The organism is Dyella marensis (assembly GCF_049532885.1).
Lineage (GTDB): Bacteria > Pseudomonadota > Gammaproteobacteria > Xanthomonadales > Rhodanobacteraceae > Dyella_D > Dyella_D marensis.
Genome location: NZ_CP064029.1, coordinates 5,016,933 through 5,036,098, shown reverse-complemented (window position 1 = coordinate 5,036,098; position 19,166 = coordinate 5,016,933). Strand labels below are relative to the sequence as shown.

Here is a 19,166-nt window from a genome sequence, read left to right as displayed (position 1 = left end):
GTTTAACAAACAAGACGGATCTCGCCCCGATGAGAAAAGCCCTAATCACCAGCGCCCTGCTGGCCAGCCTGGTCAGCCTCACCGCCCACGCCCAGGATGCGGCGCCTCCGGCCGACCCGGCGAGCAACAGCAATCCGGGCGCCAACGGCGGCTGGAGCGGTTCCGGCGAATTCGGCTTCGCTTCCGCGCACGGCAACTCGCGCACCGAAAACGTCAACGCCAAGCTCGGCCTGAACCAGGAAAACGAGCTGTGGAAGAACAACTTCTTCCTAAACGGCATGCGCTCCAAGGGCGAAGTCCAGGTGCAGGACTCGGCCGGCAACACCATCGACCGCTTCAGCACCACCGCCAACCGCTACGACACCGGCGCCTCGGTCGGCTACAAGCTGGACCCGCGCAGCTACATCGTGGGCGCGCTGCGCTACGAGCATGACGACTTCGGCGCCAACATCTGGCAGGGCATCGTGTCGATCGGCTATGGCTACATCGCGCTGAAGACCGACCGCACCGAGCTCTCCTTCGAAGCCGGCCCCGGTTACAAGCGCTACCGCCCGGCCGACCGCACCGTGCAGGTCGACGGCGTGGACGTGAAGCAGCGCCAGGACACGCAGAGCGAAGCGGTCGGCCGCGGCCTGGTCAACTACAAGTACCGCCTCACCGCCAACACCGCGGTGGAAGACACGCTGCTGCTGGAAGCGGGTTCCAAGAACCAGTACTACCAGAACGACATCGGCCTCTCGGTCAGCATGACCAAGAAGATGGCGCTGAAGGTGGGCTACCAGGTGCGCTACAACAGCGACGTGCAGCCGGGCACCAAGAACACCGACACGCTGATGACGACCAACCTGGTCTACAACTTCTGAGCCGTCACCCGCACGCGCTTTCGACGGCCCCGCCTGGCGGGGCCGTTTTTATTTCGGGTTTCTCTCAGTGTTCGCGGAGGAAGGCCGAGGCGCCTTGCGCGAACAAGGTCTCGGCCACGCGCCGGCCCAGCGCCTGCGCTTCGTCGCTGCCGCCTTCGGCTTCCGCACGCAGCAGGCGGCCGCTGGCCACGTCGCCGACCAGGCCGCTCAGATGCAGGCCGCGCTCGGTGACCACGCACCAGGCGCCGACCGGCACCGTGCAGCTGCCGCCCAGGGCCTGGTTCATGGCCCGCTCGGCGTCCACCGCGATGCGCGTGTGCTCGTCGTCCAGCGCGGCCAGCAGGGCCAAGGTGGCGGGCTGGTCGCTGCGCGCTTCGATGGCGATGGCGGCCTGGCCCGGCGCGGGCAGCCAGTCGGGCGCGGCGAGGCGGCCGCGGATGCGCTCGGCGAGCCCTAGGCGTTCCAGGCCGGCGCAGGCCAGCAGGATCGCGTCGTAATGGCCGGCATCGAGCTTGCCCAGGCGCGTGCCCACGTTGCCGCGCAGGTCCAGCAGGGTGAGGTCCGGGCGCAGCGAGCGCAGCAGCGCCTGGCGCCGCAGCGAGGAGGTGCCCACGCGCGCGCCCAGCGGCAGCGCGGCGAGGTCGGCGTAGTCGTTGCTGATGAAGGCGTCGGCGGCGTCCGCGCGCGGCAGCACGGCCGGCAGGGTGAAGCCCGGTTCCAGCTCGGACGGCACATCTTTCAGCGAATGCACCGCCAGGTCCGCGCGCCCTTCCTGCATGGCCACTTCGAGTTCCTTGAGGAACAGCCCCTTGCCGCCGATGGTGGCGAGCGAGCGGTCCTGGATCTCGTCGCCGCGCGTGGTCATCGGCACCAGTTCCACCATCAGGCCCGGATGCGCGTTGCGCAGTTCCGCCGCCACATGCTCGGCCTGCCATAGCGCGAGCGCGCTCTTGCGGGTGGCGATGCGCAGGATCGATGGCGTCATGGGAGTTTCTTCATTCCGGGCGGAAGGGGCGCCATTGTCGCGTAAACCGCGCTCGTCCCGCAGTCCGCCATGCGCGCCGCGCCGCCGCACCCGGCCTCAGCCCATGCGCAGCAGCTTGCGCACCGCCGGCAGGTTGCGCCGGCTCACCTCGGGCGTGAGTTCGGTACCGCCCAGCCGCGCCAGCACACGGCCGTCGGCCAGGGTCTTCAGGCCGAGCAGGCGCTGCGGCGGCACCAGGCAGTTGCGATGCAGGCGGATCAGCTGGTCGGGATAGGCCTCTTCCAGCTGGCGCAGCGACTCTTCCAGCAGCAGCTGGCCGCCGCGATGCTGCACCACCACGTATTTCTCCTCGGCCAGCAGGCACACCACTTCGTCCAGCGCGATGCGCACCTGTTCGCCGCGCAGGCGGCCGAACAGGTAGCTGGTCTCGCGCGGCAGCGCGGCCAGCCGCTGGTGCGCGCGCTGCAGCGCCTCGCGCAGGCGTTCCAGCCTGACGGGTTTGAGCAGGTAATCCACCGCGCCCAGTTCGAAGGCCTGCAGCGCGTGGTTCTCGTACGCCGTGCAGAACACCACCTGCGGACGCTCCTTGCCAGCCAGGCGGCTGGCCAGGGTGACGCCGTCGAGGCCGGGCATGTTGATGTCCAGCAGCAGCAGGTCCGGCTGGGTCTCGGCGATGGCGGCCAGCGCGGCGTCGCCGTCGCCGACGCTGCCGGCGATTTCCACCGCCTCGCCGCATTCGTCCAGCAGCGCGGCGAGGCGGGCCCGCGCCAGCGGTTCGTCATCGGCGATCAGTACGCGCATCGTTGTCTTCCGGTAGCAGCAGGCGCACCACGAAGCGTCCGCCCAGCGGGCCGGCGCTCACTTCCGCGCGCGGGCCGTAGCGGTAGGCCACGCGCTGGCGCACATTCGCCAGGCCGTGGCCGTTGCCGCCGCGGGCGGGCGTGTCGGGCAAGGGGTTGTCGATTTCGATCTCGATCGCGCGCTGCAGCCGCCGCCCGCGCAGGATCACCTCGCCGCCTTCGCGCAGCGGCTGGATGCCGTGGCGCACGGCGTTCTCCACCAGCGGCTGCAGCAGCAGATGCGGCAGCGGAAACGCGCCGGGCAGGCCGTCCAGTTCGCGCCGGATGCGCAGGCGCGGCCCCAGGCGCAGCTGCTCGATGGCGAGGTAGCGTTCGATCAGGGCCAGTTCCTCGTCCAGCGTGCCGTCGCGCGTGTCGTGGCGGCCCAGCGCGGCGCGGAACAGTTCGGAGAGATCTTCCACCGTGCGTTCGGCCGCGCGCGGATCGACGCGGATCAGCGCGGCCACCGTATTCATGCTGTTGAAAAGAAAGTGCGGCCGGATGCGCGCCTGCAGCGCTTCCACCTGGGCCCGCGCCACCGCGGCCAGGCGCGCCTGCCACTGCGCCAGCACGTAGAAGTAGCGCAGCATCGCGGCGCCGAGCAGGGCGGCGATGGCGCTGTTGTCGCGCACGAATTCGAACGCGTCGTCGCCGCGGATCAGGCCCATGTGCAGCGCGCCGTCCATCCATGCGGCCAGCACGCTGGTCAGCGCCACGATCAGCAGCATGATCAGCCACACCGCCGCATACGGCAGCAGGCCGTGCAGTTTTTCCAGCGCGGGGCGCAGCTTGCACAGCGCCACGCCGGTGAGCATGGCGATCCACTCGGCGAACAGCATGCCCACGCTGTAGCCGCGCCAGCCGCGGCTGCTTTCCGGCGCCAGCAGCATCACGGTGACGGTGAGCGCGGCCACCACCAGCAGTGCGAACAGCGCCGGCGCGCTGCAGAAATCCGGCAGCGGGCTCGGTTCGAGACCGGCCTGGGCGAGGCGTTTGGCGGCGGGTTGGCGCATGGACGCACAGTATGCCCAAGCGCATCGGCCGCAGCCGTGTCCTGGCGCGCGCTCAGCCGGTGAGGCGCTGGGTCATCCAGGCACGCAGGTGGGCGATCTCATCGGCGCAAACCGAATGCGGCATCGCATAGGTATGCCATTCCACCGGATAGCCCAGGCCTTGCAGCACGTCGCGCGAATGCACGCCGCGGGTCAGCGGCACGATCGGGTCGGCGGTGCCGTGGCCCCAGAAGACCGGCGTGGCGGCATTGGCCGCGCTGCGCTCGGCCTCGAACGAGGACTGCATCGGCAGATACGTGGACAGCGCCACGATGCCGGCCAGCCGGCGCGGATGGCGCAGGCCGCCGGCCAGCGCGATGGCGCCGCCCTGCGAGAAGCCGGCCAGCACGATGCGCTCGTCCGGCACGCCGCGTTCGTTCTCGCGCGCGATCAGCTTCTGCACGGCTTCGATCGAGGCGCGCATGCCGGTTTCGTCCTGGCGCGAGGTGAGGTCGACCCCGGCGATGTCGTACCAGGCGCGCATCGGCATGCCGCCGTTCAAAGTGACCGGGCGTACCGGCGCATGCGGAAACACGAAGCGCAGCCCGGGCCATTCCTGCGCCACCAGCTCCGGCACGATCGGTTCGAAGTCATGGCCGTCCGCGCCCAGGCCGTGCAGCCAGATCACGCTATGGGTCAGCCGGGTGGCGGTTTCGTGCTCGACGGTAGGCAGGGACATGCAGGAGGCTTACGCAAGGGGGAGGGGGCGGAGCGGTCCGGGTGGCCGGGGAGCCATCAAACGCACGATGCACGCAATCGCTTACGCGAAGCGGACGCGATGGCCCGTGCATGCAAAACCGCCCGCCGCGGTCGGGGATGCGGGCGGTGCGGCTGACGCATGGTGCCTCCTGGCGGCGCGTGTGGGGCTCGGCTGCAGCAGCCTACGTTGCGCCTTCACCTGCCGGATACAGGACCCATGGCGCTTGCGGGCGGAGCCGTCTTGGTTATGCTCCGGCGTTTTTGCAGTGGAGCGCGCCCATGCGCCGGATGCTTCTCGCGGCCCTCGCCGCCCTGGCGGCCAGCCCCGCCCTGTTCGCCGACACGCCGGCCGCCACCCCCACGGGCACGCTCGACCTTGAAACCATCATGGCCAGCCCGGACTGGATCGGCGCCGCGGTGGAAGCGCCGTACTGGAGCGTCGACGGACGCAGCCTCTACTACTCGCTCAAGCGCGACGGCAGCAAGCTGCGCGATCGCTACCGCATCGACGCGGCCAGCGGACGCAGCGAAAAGCTGGGCCCGGAAGCGCTGGCGCAGGCCGATGGCCCGGCGGTGTTCGATCGCCAGCACAAGCAGGCCGCATTCGTATTGCACGGTGACGTGTTCCTGGTGGAAGCGGGCACCGGCAAGCGCGTGCAGGTCACCCGCACGCCGGAGACCGAAACCTCGCCGCGTTTCTCCAGCGACGGCCGCAGCCTGCAGTACCGCCAGGGCAAGCAGTGGTTCGTCTATGACATCGCCGCGGGTGTCGCGTCGCCCGCGGCCGTGCTCAACGTGGGCGAGGATCCGCGCGGCAAGCAGCCCGATGCGCTGGGCCGCGACCAGCTGCGCCTGTTCAAGGCGCTGCGCGCGGCCAAGGCCGACAAGGATGCGGCGCGCGCAAACGAGGAAACGCTCGCCGCCGCCGATCCCGGCCGCGCGCCGCGCCCGATCTGGCTGGGCGACGTGGGCGAACTGGTCGATGCCGAGTTGTCGCCGGACGGACGCTGGATGCTGGTGGTCACCCAGCCCAAGGATGCCGGCGGCAAGACGCCGGAACTGACGCATTACGTGACCGAATCCGGCTACGCCGAACAGCAGTCCACGCGCACTTATGTAGGCCGCCGCGATCCCGTCCCGCAGTCGCTGCTGCTGGTCGACCTGCGCGCGCGCAAGAGCTATCCGCTGGATGCCGGCGTGCTGCCGGGCATCAAGGACGATCCGCTGAAGGAGCTGCGCGCCAGGGCGATCGCCGACTTGAACAAGGCCGGCCGCAGCGACGAGGCCAAGGCGCTGAAGGCGCCGGAGCAGCGCGCCGTGCGCATCATTTCCGATGCGGACGACGGCGGTGGCGGCGGCATCGCGTGGAGCGACGACGGCGGCAACCTCGCCATCCAGCTGCGCGCGATCGACAACAAGGACCGCTGGATCGCCAGCGTCGATTTCGACACGCACGCGCTGGTGAATCAGCACCGCCTCACCGACCGCGCCTGGATCAACTGGAACTTCAACGATTTCGGCTGGCTCAAGGACGGCCGCACGCTGTGGTATCTGAGCGAGGAAACCGGCTATTCGCAGTTGTACGCCAAGAGCCTCGGCGGCAAGGCGCATGCGCTTACGAGCGGCAGGTTCGAACTGAGCCACTCGGTGCTGAGCGAGGATGGCCAGTGGTTCTATCTGCGCAGCAATCAGGTCGCGCCGTACAGCTATGACGTGTACCGCGTGCCGGCACAAGGCGGCACGCTGGCGCGGCTCACCCAGTACCAGGGCACGGACGACTTCGTGCTCTCGCCCGATGGCCGCCAGCTGGCGGTGCTGCATTCGGCGCCTTACGTGCTGCCGCAGCTGGCGGTGCAGGACAGCGCCGGCGGCACGCCGCGCGAACTGACCCAGACCATGAAGCCGGCCTTCGCGCAGCGCGCGTGGATCGCGCCGAAGATCGTCGGCGTGGCTTCGTCGCACGGCGCCGGCACCATCTGGGCGAAGTACTACGGGCCGGCCGATGAAGCGGCCGCGGCGTCGAAGCCGGCGGTGATCTTCGTGCACGGCGCGGGTTATCTGCAGAACGTCACGCTGAGCTGGTCCAACTATTTCCGCGAGCAGATGTTCCACAACCTGCTGGTGCAGGAGGGCTACGTGGTGCTGGACATGGATTACCGCGCGTCCGAAGGCTACGGCCGCGACTGGCGCGATGCGATCTACCGCCAGATGGGCCATCCGGAACTGGAAGACCTGCTCGACGGCAAGGCCTGGCTGGTCAAGGAACATGGCGTGGATCCGCGCCGCGTGGGCATCTATGGCGGCAGCTACGGCGGCTTCATGACCCTGATGGCGCTGCTGCGCGCGCCGGGCGAGTTCGCCGCGGGCGCGGCGCTGCGGCCGGTGAGCGACTGGTCCAGCTACAACCACGAATACACCTCGAACATCCTCAACGATCCGCAGCTGGACCCGGAGGCCTACACGGCCAGCTCGCCGATCGAATACGCCGACAAGCTGCAGGATGCGCTGCTGATCCAGCACGGCTTGGTCGACGACAACGTGCTGGCCAGCGATTCGATCCGGCTGTACCAGCGCTTCATCGAGCTGCACAAGCGCAACTTCTGGATGTCGCTGTATCCGATGGAACGGCACGGCTTCGTGCAGCCGGATTCCTGGTACGACGAGTACCGCCGGATCGACGAACTTTTCGACGCCTACGTCAAGCCGGTGCGAACGCAGGAAACTGCGGCGGGGCGCTGATCGGGGCATTCATGTGGCAGTCGGGCCGGACCCTGTTTTTGGCCTGACTGCTCACATATTCATCACGGATTTCACTGATAGAGTGCCGCGGTTCGCGCCAAGGACCTATAGGAAGGGCCGTTATGCTGAGTGCACGTAGTCTGTTTCGGGCAGGCCTGTTCGCCGCCCTGGCGGTTTCCACCTCGGCCATGGCCCGCCAGTTCCCGGCCACCGGCCTGGGTCAGTCCTGGCCCAACGCCACCGACGTCAGCTCCAGCCCGCGCTGGCACGTCTACGTCTTCATCAAGGACGGCGTGCGCTACATCCAGGTCAACGACCTCAACGGCAAGGTGCGCGGCGCCTTCGCGGCCGCCAACGGCCAGTTCCTGGTGCTGCCGATCGGCTCGGATGCCGAAACCGTCTCGGCCGGCCCGAACGCCTCGGCGCTGACCACCGCCGCCACCGGCCAGACCGGCGAAACGGTGTACCGCGACAACGACGTGCGCGTGACCGTGCAGCCGCTCGCCAACGGCCATTCGGCCTTCGCCGCCGACAGCACCACCTGCAGCGACCCGGTGGAGTGCAGCACCCACGTCCAGTAAGCGGCGGGGCCGGCGGACCAACAAAAAGGGCGCGCCTTCCGGCGCGCCCTTTTTTTCATGCCGCCCGGCGTTGCTGCTTATTCCGGGTTGTGCAGGATCAGGCTGATGCGGTTGCCATGGGCGACGCGGCGCTCGCGCACCTGGCCCTCGAACAGCGCGACCTGGTCGCGGATCGCTTCCAGCCCGGTGCTGGTGGTGGCCAGGCCCTGCATCAGCTCGCCCCAGCGCACGGCGCGGGCGGCCACTTCGTCGCGCAGGCCGTCGATGCGCATCACCACCCAGCGGCGGCCGTCGAACGCACCGCCGCGCAGGCGCACGTGGATGCCGCTGATGTCGCGGTCGCCGCACAGGCTGCCGGCGATCTCGCCGATGGTCCGGTACAGCACCAGGTGGATGCCGGGCGAGAGCTGGCTCAGGCCGCGGCCTTCGATGTCGCAGGTGTAGCGCACGCCGGCCGCTTCCAGGGTGCGGGCCACGGCGCCTTCGCGCAGCGCGGCCGGCAGCCCGCGCTGGCGCCAGCTCACCGGATGGAGGTTGTCGGCCAGGCGGAACAGCTGGTCCTGGTTCAACGCCGTCTGCAGGCGGTACTGGCGTTCTTCGGACGTGGGCACGGTGTAGCGCAGGCGCTCCAGCATCAGGTTGCTGGTCTGCTGGATGCTGCCGCGCACCTGCTCGATCGCCATCGCGGTCTGGCGCATGCGCAGTTCGCCGAGGAACAGCGTGCGCTGCGCGAGGGCCAGGGTCTGGCGTGCGTCGAGGCGCTCCTGCAGGTCGCGCCGGTTGAGCACCGAGATGCGCGCGCCGAACATCATCATGGTGGAGATGGTGAAGGCGATCAGCACTTCGGCCTGCATGGTGCCGGGATCGAACGCCGCCGGCATGGTGAACACCACCGCCGTGCTGGCCATGGTTCCGCCGATGGCGACGCCGTACCAGCCATGGCGCAGGGCCAGGAACACCACCGGGATGAACATGCTCATGCGCGCCACCTGGCGCGCCTGTTCGCCCATGCCGCCGCCGCCGATCCAGGCCAGCAGCATCAGCACCGGCAGCAGGCCGAGCGCGCTTTCCAGGAACAGGCGGCTGTCCATCAGGCGCGTCCAGCGCTCATGCGCGGAGGTGAGCTGCCATACCTCGCGGATCATCAGCGCCAGCGGCGCCACGGTCAGCACGCCGAGGTAGTTGCCGATCAGCCAGCGGCCGGCCAGCAGCGGGTAATCCATGGGCGGATAGCCGGCCGGCTTGATCGACACCGAGACGGCGGCCAGGTTGGCCAGCGTCCACACCAGCGAACAGGCCAGCGCGCACAGCAGCAGGATGCTGATGCGCACATGGTGGCGACCCTGGAACAGTTGCCAGCGCTCGCGGCACAGATGCACCACCGGCATGGCCAGCGCGATCGGCGGCACCATCATGATGGCCGACCAGGTACCGCCGAAATCGTCCATGCACAGCCACGCGGTATAGCCGAGCGGGCCGAGTTCGCCCACGGCGAGCGCGGGCCAGTAGCGCCGCGGCACCAGCAGCAGGACGGTCAGGCGATAACCGGCGAACAGTACCCAATACGAAAAAGAGACCTGGCGCAGCAATACGAAACCCAAGGCGTAAAGCAGCGCCGCCGCTCCATGGCGTAGCAGAGGATTCTCCACAGCTCTCGATTGCATCCCGGCTCCCCTGAGCTTGTTAGAGCGATCGGCTTCGACAAATGTGAAGGCGGCCGCCTGCGGATACAGCAAATTATCGAATGGGACAGCGGTAGCCGTGAAACCATAGTGAAGGATTCCACATGGCCGGTAACGTTAACGGACGCCGCGTGGATGGCCTTGAGTTCCGCTTTCCCCTAAAGCTCCGGACGCGACCCTCCCGTCCGCCGGAACGACGCCCGTTTGTACTGCGGGCGGCCGCGACTTATCGCCGATCTCGTCGCAAATGGACAGTCGAAGCGGCGCCAAGGATAGGACGTTGCCGTTCACTTACGTGAAACTTTCAGCCTTTATGCCGCTACGGCGGGCCGGGGCCTCGTGCCACAATGTCCGCTCCGGTCGACCTCCCCGCCTTCGATGACCATCCCCAAAGACGCATACCGGCGCTTCCAGGAAGAGCTCGCCGCGCTCGATCAGAAGCAGGAAGCGGATGCAGGCAAGCCTAGCGGCGCTACGCGCATGGCCCGCGCGCGCGAGGAATTTCTCGAGCTGCGCAAGCGCTACGACCTCTCGGTGGCCGACGTGGTCGCGTTCTTTCCCGAACCGGACGGCGTCGGCTATATCCAGGGGCTGATCGCCGCCAGGGACGCCAAGCCCAAACGCGGCCGCAAGCCGAAAAGCGCCTCCTGAAGGCCGTTCAGGCGATCACCGCCTGCGTATCGAAATAGCGCCCGGGCGACAGCCCGAAACTGCGCCGGAACATCGCCACGAAGGCGCTGACGCTGGCATAGCCCAGCGCGTCGGCCACGCTGGCCACCGCCTCGCCCGAGGCCAGCCGCTCCAATGCGCGGGCCAGCCGCGCCTGCTGGCGCCACTGGGCGAAGCTGCTGCCGGTTTCGTAGCGGAACAGGCGCGTCACCGTGCGAGGCGAAAGCCCCGCCCAGTCGGCCCATTCCTCCAGCGTGCGCACGTCGTCCGGGTGTTCGAGCACCGCGTGGGCGATGCGCAGCAGGCGGCGGTCGCTGGGCAGCACCAGGTGCAGCGGTTCTTCCGGGGCGCGACGCATTTCGTCCATCAGCACGGCGAGCAGGCGTTCCTGCTCCTCCACCAGCGGCTGCATCGGCGACCAGGTCGCCGCGCGCAGCACCAGGGCGCGCATCAGCTCGTTGCCGTTGAGCACGCAGGTGCGCCCGGGCAAGCCTGCCGAGGCGTTGGGCGCGACGTAGACGCCCCAGCCCTGGGTGGCCTCGGCGACGCGCACGGTGTGCAGCTCCCCCGGCGGCAGCCAGCCCACGCGGTGCGGGGGCAGGGTCCAGGCGCCGTAGGCGGTGCGTACGCTGATCAGGCCTCTTTCCAGGTAGAAGAACTGGCCGCGCACGTGGCTGTGCCAGTCCGATTCCACGGTGTGGAAGGCCTTGTTCTTGCCCTCGCCGTTGAGCACGTAGGCGATCAGGTCGGGGCCTTCGGCGCTTTCCAGCCAATGGAAATGTTCGATGGAGCCGTGCGGGGTGTCGGACATGGCGATATATCGAATGACCGGTTCTAGATACAAATTGTCCCTCTGACGATATCAGGCCATTAAGGCCTCCGCCTAGGCTTACGTACTGCGCCTACCCCGGGCGCGACGTCCCCTCGCCACGCGCGGTCACGCTCAAGCCTCCGCGGACGTCCTACTGGAAAACTTCCTGAAGGAGACTGGCATGTCAGCCCAAGACTCGCCGTCCATTCCGATGGACGCCGCCGAGGTTCTGACCCGTTTCGTGGTCAGCGCCCAATTGATGCTCGACCCGCTTACCCCCGAAAGCCTGCGCCGCCAGGTGGAACCGAAACTGCTGGACGCCTTGCCGGCCCTGCAGGCGCTGGGCGTGTTCGACCTGTTCGCCATCCGCGACCCGGCCCTGGCCGCCATGGTCGCCGACGAGCTGGCGGCGCGGCGTGCGCAGGTCCCGTCGCGGCCGCGGCCGCTGGCGGCAGCCTGAATATTTGCGAAGGCAGAATATGCTTGTCATATATTTGCCTTGACAAATATTTGAGCGGCAATAGAATGCGCGGCTATGAATCCCGCCAATCCCCCCATGCAGGAAAGCATCGGCATGCTGCTGGCCGCCGTGCGCACGGAAATCGTCCGCGCCATGGAGACCGAACTGGCCGCCCGGGGCATCGAGCTGCGCTTCACCCAGTTCCTGATCCTCAAGCGGCTGTCCGCGTTGGGGCCGATGACGGCGGGCGAACTGGCCCGCTCGATCGAGCTGGACGGCGGCGCCATGACCCGCCAGCTCGACCAGCTCGAAGGCAAGGGCTACCTGCGCCGGCGCCCGCATGAGCAAGACCGGCGCGCCCTGCGCATCGAGCTGACCGACGAAGGCCAGGCGATGACGCAGGAACTCATCAACTGCAACGACCGCGTCGTGAAAGCCGCCCAGGTATCGCTGGACGAGACCGAGCGGCAGCAGTTGCGCGACTACCTCACGCGCGTGCTGCACGCATTGCGCGACAGGCACTGATCCACCACTTCACTTCTGGACTTATGACCATGCGTCTGCACATCACGGCGGCGGCGATCGGACTGAGCCTGGCTTTGGCCGGCTGCGTCAGCAGCGGCGGCCTGCATCCGTCCGGCACGCTCGCGGAAGCTTCCGCGCTCAAGAGCGAGCGCAGCCTCCAGGGCATCGAGGTCTCGCCGGCGGCCTGGCCGCAGCAGGACTGGTGGAGCGCTCTGGGCGACAGCCAGCTCGATGCGCTGATCGGCGAAGCGCTGCGCGACAACCCCAGCCTGGCCGCCGCCGATGCGCGCGCCCGGCAGGCCCAGGCCACCGTCGGCGCGGCCGATGCCGCGCGCGGCCCCACCGTGAACGCGGGCGCCAGCATCGCCGGCGCGCGCCTGCCGGACGGGCTGATCGCGCCGGAAGGCCATTTCGCCTGGGCCAAGTACGGCTATGCCAGCTTCAACTGGGGCCTGGACCTGTGGGGCGGCAAGCGCGCCGCCTGGGAAGCCGCGCTGGGCGAGGCGCGCGCCGCGGAGATCGACCGCCAGGCCGCGCGCATCCAGCTGTCCACCAACGTGGCCCGCGCCTACACCCAGCTCGGCTACGCCTATGCGCAACAGGACGTGGCCAAGGCCGAACTGGAACGCGCCAACCGCGCCCGCGACCTTACCCGCCAGCGCGTCAGCGCCGGCATCGACAACCAGCTGCAGCTCAAGCAGGCCGATACCGAAGTCGCTTCCGCCGAACAGCAGCAGGCCGCGGCCGACCGCTCCATCGATGCGGCGCGCTCGGCCCTGTCGGTGCTGCTGGGCAAGGGTCCGGACCGCGGCCTGGACATCCAGCGCCCGCAGGCCCTGAAGCCGGCCGCGCTGCGGGTGCCCGGCAACCTGCCGGTGGACCTGATCGGCCACCGCGCCGACCTGGTCGCCGCGCGCTGGCGCGTCGAGGCGGCCGGCAAGGACATCAAGGTCGCCAAGAGCGAGTTCATGCCCAACGTCAGCATCGGCGCCATGGCCGGCGTGCTGAACCTGGGCGGCGGCAATCTCTTCAGCCTGCGCAACCGCTTCTACGAGCTGGCGCCGTCGATCAGCCTGCCGATCTTCGACGGCGGCCGCCTGCGCGCGAACCTTGCCGGCAAGGACGCGCAGTACGACCTGGCGGTGGCGCAGTACAACCAGACCCTGGTCGCCGCCACCAATGAAGTGTCGGACGACTACAACGCGCTGCAGTCCGCGCAGCGCCAGATCGACGCGCAGCAGCGCGCGCTCGACGCCGCCACCCAGGCCTGGCAGCTCTCCGACCAGCGCTACAAGGCCGGCATCGGCAACTACCTGGAGGCACTGATCGTGCGCCAGCAGCTGTTGCAGGCGCAGCAGCGCATGGCCGCGCTGCAGTCGCAGCAGGTCGATCTTTCGGTGCAGCTGATCCAGGCGCTCGGCGGCGGCTTCCGTCCGCAGGGCGAGGCGCATGACGTCGCCTCCGCGCCGGCTTCCGCCGCGTCTTCTTCCTCCGTTTCCGCACGCTCTCTCTGAAGGCTTTTCGCCATGTCTAGCCAAACTCCGCTCGCGGCCGACAACGCCGCTCCCCAGCCCCCGAAGAACCGCCGCGGCCTGCTGCTGCGCCTGCTCGGCGTGGCCGTGATCCTTGCCGCCGCCGGCTGGACCGCGTGGTACTTCCTCGACGGCCGCTGGTACGAAGGCACCGACGACGCCTACGTCAACGGCAACGTGGTGCAGATCACCCCGCAGGTGCCCGGCACCGTGGTCACCATCGGCGCCGACGACGGCGACCTGGTGCATGCCGGCGACGTGCTGGTGAAGCTCGATCCGAGCAACACCGAAGTCGCCCTGGCCGAAGCCAAGGCCAGCCTGGCCAGCACCGTGCGCCACGTGCGCGGCCTGTACAGCAATGTCTCCGGCGCGCAGGCCGACGTCGCCGCGCGCAAGGTGGCGGTCGACAAGGCGCGCGCCGACTTCAACCGCCGCCGCGACCTGGCCAAGTCCGGCGCCATCTCGGCCGAGGAGCTGTCGCACGCGCAGGACACCCTCACCACCGCCGAAAGCGGCCTGATCACCGCGCAGCAGCAGCTGGAAACCAGCAAGGTGCTGGTCGACGACACCGTGGTCGCTTCGCATCCGGACGTGCAGGCCGCCGCCGCCAAGCTGCGCGCGGCTTACCTGGACAACCTGCGCACCACCATCGTGGCGCCGGTCGACGGCTACGTCGCCAAGCGTTCGGTGCAGCTGGGCCAGCGCGTTGCGACCGGCGCGCCGCTGATGGCGGTGGTGCCGCTGCACCAGGTGTGGATCGACGCCAACTTCAAGGAAACCCAGCTCACCCACATGCGCATCGGCCAGCCGGTGGAGATCCGCGCCGACGTGTACGGCGGCAAGGTCACCTACAAGGCGCATGTGCAGAGCCTGGGCGTGGGCACGGGCAGCGCGTTCTCGCTGCTGCCGGCGCAGAACGCCACCGGCAACTGGATCAAGATCGTGCAGCGCGTGCCGGTGCGCGTGTTCTTCGACGATCCGAAGCAGCTCGACGAACACCCGCTGCGCATCGGCCTGTCCACCGACGTGGAAGTGAACCTGCACGACCAGACCGGCCCAATGCTGGCCAGGCAGGCGCCGACCCAGCCGGCCTTCAACACCGACGTCTACGCCAAACAGATGGCCGAAGCCGACAGCGCGATCGGCCAGATCATCCACGCCAACATGGCCGGCCAGAAGTAAGCCGCCGGCGGCGGGTTTCCCCACGGGAACCCGCCGCAGCCGGCCTTCTCTCCCCCACGCCCTCCGGCACGCCTATCCCATGAGCACACAATTCCGTCCCCCCAACATGGCGCTGACCACGGTCGGCCTGTCGTTGGCGACCTTCATGCAGGTGCTGGACACCACCATCGCCAACGTGTCGCTGCCGACCATCGCCGGCAACCTCGGCGTGAGCGTGAACCAGAGCACCTGGGTGATCACCTCGTTCGCGGTGAGCATGGCCATCTCGCTGCCGCTCACCGGCTTCCTCACCCGCCGCTTCGGCGAGGTGAAGATGTTCATCTGGTCCACCCTGTTGTTCTCGCTGGCCTCGTTCCTGTGCGGCATCGCGCAGAGCATGGGCATGCTGATCCTGTTCCGCGCCATCCAGGGCGCGGTGGCCGGGCCGATGTATCCGGTGACGCAGGCGCTGCTGATCTCGATCTATCCACCGGCCAAGCGCGGCATGGCGCTGGCCTTGCTGGCGATGGTGACGGTGGTGGCGCCGATCGCAGGCCCCATCCTGGGCGGCTGGATCACCGACAACTATTCGTGGCCGTGGATCTTTTTCATCAACGTGCCGATCGGCATCTTCGCCAGCTTCGTCATCGGCGCGCAGATGAAGGAGCGCAAGGACGTGACCACGCGGCCGAAGATGGACTACGTCGGCCTGATCACCCTGATCATTGGCGTGGGCGCGCTGCAGATCGTGCTGGACAAGGGCAACGACGAGGACTGGTTCAATTCCACCTTCATCGTGGTGACCAGCATCGTCGCGCTGCTGGGCATCCTGGTGTTCCTGATCTGGGAGCTCACCGACAAGGAACCGATCGTCGACCTGCGCCTGTTCCGCCACCGCAACTTCCGCATGGGCACGCTCTCGCTGGTGCTGGCCTATGCGGCGTTCTTCGCGATCGGCCTGCTGGTGCCGCAGTGGATGCAGCGCAACCTGGGTTACACGTCGACGTGGGCGGGCTTCGCCAGCGCGCCGCTGGGCATCCTGCCGGTGCTGCTGACCTTCGTGGTGGGCAAGTACTCCACGCGCTTCGACCTGCGCCTGGTGGCCTCGATCTCGTTCCTGGTGATGGGCACCACCAGCTTCCTGCGCTCGGACTTCTTCCTGGACATCGACTTCATGCACATCGCCGGCGTGCAGTTGCTGCAGGGCCTGGGCGTGGCGCTGTTCTTCATGCCGGTCACGACCATCCTGCTGTCCGACCTGCAGCCGCACGAGATTGCCGCGGGCGGCGGCCTGGCCACCTTCCTGCGTACGCTGGGGGCGAGCTTCTCGGCTTCGCTGACCACGTTCATGTGGGACCGCCGCGCGGTGGTGCACCACGCCCACCTGAGCGAGCACATCACGCCGTACGACCCCACCGCGACGCAGGCGCTGGGCCAGCTCGGCGGCGGCGACCCGCAGACGGCGGCGGCCGTGGTCAACCAGATGATCACCCAGCAGGCTTACCAGATCTCCTTCAACGAGGTGTTTCACGTGCTGGGCTGGATCTTCGTCAGCCTGGTCGCCGTGGTCTGGATGACCAGGCCGCCATTCACGGCCAAGGCCGGACCCGCCGCGGGCGGTGGGCACTGACCGCTCCGGAGAAAAAAACAACGGCCCCGTTCGGGGCCGTTGCAATTTTCGGGGGTGAAAGCGTCTTACAGATCGAAGCCCACGCCTACCAGCGCCATGGTCTCGCCACGGTTAGGACCGTGCGTGCCGCCGTTGGAGATGTGGCGGATCTGGAAGCTGAGGTATTTGCCTTGCCAACCCACCGTATTCACGAATTCGCCCACGCTGCTCAGCGCCATCGTGCGGCCCGTCTGCACGGCGCCCTGCAGGCTGTAGAAGAAGCCCTGGTACCAGTCGCTGTCGCTGCCGTAGCGCAGGCGGGCGCCGCCGGCCACGAGCCAGACGTCGTCGCCGGTCTCGTAGCGGTTGCCCTGGTAGCGGGAAAGGTTGCGGCCGCCGATCCAGCCCACCGAGACGTCCGGCGCCCAGGTGAACCGGCTGCTGCCGATCGGGTGGGCGTCAAAAGTAGCTTCCACGAACGCCGCATTGGTGCCGTGGGAATCCATGTAGCTGCGGCCGCCCTGGAGCTCCAGGTGGGTCGCGGCCGCAGCGGCCGACGTAGCGCCGGCCAGTGCCAACGCAAGAGCGCTAAGAAAAACCTTGTTCAAACGCATGGGGGTGCCTTTTGGGGGACAGTTCTTTTATGAACTATATGGTTCAATAAGTGTCGTCGATCACAGGTGAACTCGTAAATCCCACCTTCGTTCGACGCAGCGTTCCCCCAGACGCATCAATTGGTTTAGCCCGGATGGTTATTGCGGAATTGCAATAACCCGGATAAAAAGCATTACCCCACATTCTCCCCGGATGAAATGTCATGCACCCTAGCCAGAGCCAAAGCTGCACCGCTTTCGATGGCCACCGCCTGATCGCCTCGGGTCCGCTGCGCGAGGTGGCCGCCGCCACCAAGCAGGCGATCGACGCCGGCGCCAAGGGACCGGTGCTCGTGTTCGACGACCAGACCAGCCTGCCCGTGGAAATCGATTTCCGCGGCGGCGTGGACGATGTGCTGTCCCGCCTGGGCCTCGCCAGCGCGGCCACCGACGCCGCCCCGCGCGGCCCGGGACGCCCCCGCCTCGGCGTGGTGGCGCGCGAGGTCACCTTGCTGCCGCGCCATTGGGAATGGCTGGCCGCACAGGCCGGCGGCGCCTCCGCCACCCTGCGCCGGCTGGTGGAGGACGCCCGCCGCGGCGAGCAGGACCGCGCCCTGCGCGCCGGCGAAGCGCTGGACCGCTTCATGCAGGCCATGGCCGGCGACCTGCCGCACTACGAGGAAGCCTCGCGTGCCTACTGGCGCGGCGAGCGCGATCGTTTCGGACAATTGATCGAGACGTGGCCCTCCGACGTGCGCGATCATGCGCGTCGCCTGGCGGCGGCTGCCTGGAACGACGCGGACGCCATCGCCTGATGCCCTGACGTCCCGCCGTTCGCTCCAGCCCGGACCACCCGCTAGCCCATGTCCTCGCCAGCCACCCGCCAGCCCTCGCTCACCGAAGGGCCGATCGCCCGCACCCTGCTGCTGTTTGCGCTGCCCATCATGGGCAGCACGGTGCTGCAGTCGCTCAACGCCTCCGTCAATGCGATGTGGATCGGCCACTTCCTGGGCGAGTCGGCGCTGAGCGCGGTGAGCAATGCCAGCCTGATCGTGTTCCTGCTGCTCACCGCCGTGTTCGGGGTGAGCATGGCCAGCACCATCCTGGTCGGCCAGAGCCTGGGCGCGCGCAACATGGTGGAAGCCAAGCGCGTGGTCGGCACCGGCGTCACCTTCTTCGTGGCGCTGTCGACGCTGGTTTCGGTGTGCGGCTACTTCAACACCGCGTGGATGCTCCGCCAGCTGGGTACGCCGCCGGATGCCATGCCGTACGCCGTGCCCTACCTGCGCATGGTGTTCGTGGCCATGCCGTCGATGTACTTCTACAACTTCCTGATGATGACCCTGCGCGGCGCCGGCGACGCGCGCACGCCCTTCATGTTCATGGGCATGTCGGTGCTGCTGGACATCGCGCTCAATCCGCTCTTCATGTTCGGCTGGGGTCCGGTGCCGGCGATGGGCACGGCCGGCTCGGGCTTCGCCACGCTGATCTCGCAGAGCTTGGCCCTGGTCGCGCTGCTGGCCACGCTGTACCGGCGCAAGCACTTCCTGCGCCTGACCGGCGACGAGCTGGCGTATCTGAAGCCGGATCCGGCGATCCTGCGCGCGCTCATCTTCAAGGGCCTGCCGATGGGCCTGCAGATGATCGTGATCTCCTCCTCGGCCATGCTGATGATGCGCCTGGTCAACGGCTACGGCTCGCAGACCACCGCCGCCTACGGCGCCGCCACCCAGCTGTGGACATACGTGCAGATGCCGGCGATGGCGATCGGCGCGGCGGTGTCCTCGATGGCGGCGCAGAACATCGGCGCGCGGCTGTGGGACCGCGTGCACCGCATCGCCCGCGCCGGCGTGGCCTACAACTTTCTGTTCGGCGGCACCCTGATCGCGCTGATCTATCTCTTCAACCGCGCCGCGCTGCACCTGTTCCTGCCCGGCGACGGCGAGGCGATCGCGCTGGCCCAGCACCTGAACATGATCGCGGTGTGGTCCTTCCTGTTCTTCGGCATCACCTTCGTGCTGTTCGGCGTGGTGCGCTCCACCGGCGCGGTGTGGCCGCCGCTGATCGTGCTCACCATTTCGATGTGGCTGATCCGCCCGCCGTTCGCCTTCGCGCTGATGCCCAAGCTCGGTGCCGACGCCATCTGGTGGAGCTTCCCGCTCGGCTCGCTGGCCTCGATGCTGATGGCCATGGCGTATTACCGCTGGGGCGGCTGGCAGAAGGCGCACATGCTGGCGCCGCCGGCTCCCGCGCCGGCGCCAGGCCTGCCCGAAGCCGCGGCCGCCGAAGCCGCCGACTAAACTAAACAGCCCCGCCCGCTGCCACGCGACTGTCATGCCGCGTGCCTAAGGTCGGGCGGATGACCC

The 19,166-nt window shown here is 68.4% G+C and carries 18 protein-coding genes; 11 read left to right on the top strand and 7 right to left on the bottom strand.

Features of this window, described 5'->3' with window-relative positions:
• Nucleotides 1-29: 29 nt before the first annotated feature.
• A complete protein-coding gene (locus ISN75_RS22085) occupies nucleotides 30-863 on the top strand; it encodes a DUF481 domain-containing protein (protein ID WP_167252926.1) in 834 nt (277 codons plus the stop codon).
• 64 nt (nucleotides 864-927) lie between these two features.
• On the opposite strand, the gene hemC is transcribed toward ISN75_RS22085, so the two are convergent.
• The 4 genes from hemC to ISN75_RS22065 form a co-directional block, all read right to left on the bottom strand.
• Nucleotides 928-1,848, bottom strand: coding sequence for a hydroxymethylbilane synthase (hemC, locus tag ISN75_RS22080; RefSeq protein ID WP_343818350.1), 921 nt, complete (start codon nucleotides 1,846-1,848; stop codon nucleotides 928-930).
• 96 nt (nucleotides 1,849-1,944) lie between these two features.
• Nucleotides 1,945-2,649 (bottom strand): LytTR family DNA-binding domain-containing protein, encoded by a 705-nt coding sequence (locus tag ISN75_RS22075; protein WP_343818348.1) that lies wholly within the window; start codon nucleotides 2,647-2,649, stop codon nucleotides 1,945-1,947.
• Nucleotides 2,627-3,700: a sensor histidine kinase gene (locus ISN75_RS22070; protein WP_167252929.1), complete on the bottom strand. Its 1,074-nt coding sequence runs from the start codon at nucleotides 3,698-3,700 to the stop codon at nucleotides 2,627-2,629. The genes ISN75_RS22075 and ISN75_RS22070 overlap by 23 nt, the downstream gene beginning before the upstream one ends.
• Before the next feature lie 52 nt (nucleotides 3,701-3,752).
• Nucleotides 3,753-4,418 carry an alpha/beta hydrolase gene (locus tag ISN75_RS22065; RefSeq protein WP_343818345.1) on the bottom strand — a complete coding sequence of 222 codons (666 nt, stop codon included), beginning with the start codon at nucleotides 4,416-4,418 and terminating at the stop codon, nucleotides 3,753-3,755.
• Between the two features lie 299 nt (nucleotides 4,419-4,717).
• Between ISN75_RS22065 and ISN75_RS22060 the strand changes: the two genes are divergently transcribed.
• Complete coding sequence (locus ISN75_RS22060) at nucleotides 4,718-7,177, top strand: S9 family peptidase (RefSeq protein ID WP_343818343.1); 2,460 nt, start codon at nucleotides 4,718-4,720, stop codon at nucleotides 7,175-7,177.
• A 122-nt stretch (nucleotides 7,178-7,299) separates the two neighbouring features.
• A complete protein-coding gene (locus tag ISN75_RS22055) occupies nucleotides 7,300-7,758 on the top strand; it encodes a hypothetical protein (RefSeq protein ID WP_168648786.1) in 459 nt (152 codons plus the stop codon).
• Nucleotides 7,759-7,835: 77 nt separating this feature from the next.
• On the opposite strand, the gene ISN75_RS22050 is transcribed toward ISN75_RS22055, so the two are convergent.
• Entirely contained in the window at nucleotides 7,836-9,422 is a 1,587-nt protein-coding gene (locus ISN75_RS22050) for an MASE1 domain-containing protein (RefSeq protein ID WP_168648785.1), read from the bottom strand.
• A gap of 396 nt (nucleotides 9,423-9,818) precedes the next feature.
• Between ISN75_RS22050 and ISN75_RS22045 the strand changes: the two genes are divergently transcribed.
• Nucleotides 9,819-10,091, top strand: coding sequence for a 2-hydroxyacyl-CoA dehydratase (locus ISN75_RS22045; RefSeq protein WP_167252934.1), 273 nt, complete (start codon nucleotides 9,819-9,821; stop codon nucleotides 10,089-10,091).
• Between the two features lie 7 nt (nucleotides 10,092-10,098).
• Here the strand turns inward: ISN75_RS22045 and ISN75_RS22040 are convergent, their stop codons facing one another.
• Complete coding sequence (locus ISN75_RS22040) at nucleotides 10,099-10,920, bottom strand: AraC family transcriptional regulator (protein WP_167252935.1); 822 nt, start codon at nucleotides 10,918-10,920, stop codon at nucleotides 10,099-10,101.
• Between the two features lie 181 nt (nucleotides 10,921-11,101).
• On the opposite strand from ISN75_RS22040, the gene ISN75_RS22035 reads away from it, so the two are divergent.
• The 5 genes from ISN75_RS22035 (at nucleotide 11,102) to ISN75_RS22015 (ending at nucleotide 16,228) form a co-directional block, all read left to right on the top strand.
• Nucleotides 11,102-11,380, top strand: a complete 279-nt coding sequence (locus ISN75_RS22035) for a hypothetical protein (RefSeq protein WP_343818339.1) — start codon at nucleotides 11,102-11,104, stop codon at nucleotides 11,378-11,380.
• A 96-nt stretch (nucleotides 11,381-11,476) separates the two neighbouring features.
• Nucleotides 11,477-11,905, top strand: a complete 429-nt coding sequence (locus tag ISN75_RS22030; protein WP_246866783.1) for a MarR family winged helix-turn-helix transcriptional regulator — start codon at nucleotides 11,477-11,479, stop codon at nucleotides 11,903-11,905.
• 29 nt (nucleotides 11,906-11,934) lie between these two features.
• The gene (locus tag ISN75_RS22025; protein WP_167252937.1) at nucleotides 11,935-13,419 is read left to right on the top strand and encodes an efflux transporter outer membrane subunit; all 1,485 of its coding nucleotides are present in this window, start codon (nucleotides 11,935-11,937) and stop codon (nucleotides 13,417-13,419) included.
• A 12-nt stretch (nucleotides 13,420-13,431) separates the two neighbouring features.
• The gene (locus ISN75_RS22020; protein WP_167252938.1) at nucleotides 13,432-14,619 is read left to right on the top strand and encodes an efflux RND transporter periplasmic adaptor subunit; all 1,188 of its coding nucleotides are present in this window, start codon (nucleotides 13,432-13,434) and stop codon (nucleotides 14,617-14,619) included.
• A 79-nt stretch (nucleotides 14,620-14,698) separates the two neighbouring features.
• On the top strand, nucleotides 14,699-16,228 hold the full coding sequence (locus ISN75_RS22015; protein WP_167252939.1) for a DHA2 family efflux MFS transporter permease subunit: 1,530 nt from the start codon (nucleotides 14,699-14,701) through the stop codon (nucleotides 16,226-16,228).
• Nucleotides 16,229-16,293: 65 nt separating this feature from the next.
• Here the strand turns inward: ISN75_RS22015 and ISN75_RS22010 are convergent, their stop codons facing one another.
• On the bottom strand, nucleotides 16,294-16,821 hold the full coding sequence (locus tag ISN75_RS22010; protein ID WP_343818335.1) for a lipid A 3-O-deacylase: 528 nt from the start codon (nucleotides 16,819-16,821) through the stop codon (nucleotides 16,294-16,296).
• Between the two features lie 203 nt (nucleotides 16,822-17,024).
• Here ISN75_RS22010 and ISN75_RS22005 point away from each other — a divergent pair, with 203 nt between their 5' ends.
• Both ISN75_RS22005 and ISN75_RS22000 read left to right on the top strand, forming a co-directional pair.
• Nucleotides 17,025-17,615, top strand: a complete 591-nt coding sequence (locus ISN75_RS22005) for a DUF2239 family protein (protein WP_168648780.1) — start codon at nucleotides 17,025-17,027, stop codon at nucleotides 17,613-17,615.
• Nucleotides 17,616-17,663: 48 nt separating this feature from the next.
• A complete protein-coding gene (locus ISN75_RS22000) occupies nucleotides 17,664-19,100 on the top strand; it encodes an MATE family efflux transporter (RefSeq protein WP_343818333.1) in 1,437 nt (478 codons plus the stop codon).
• Nucleotides 19,101-19,166 lie beyond the last annotated feature (66 nt).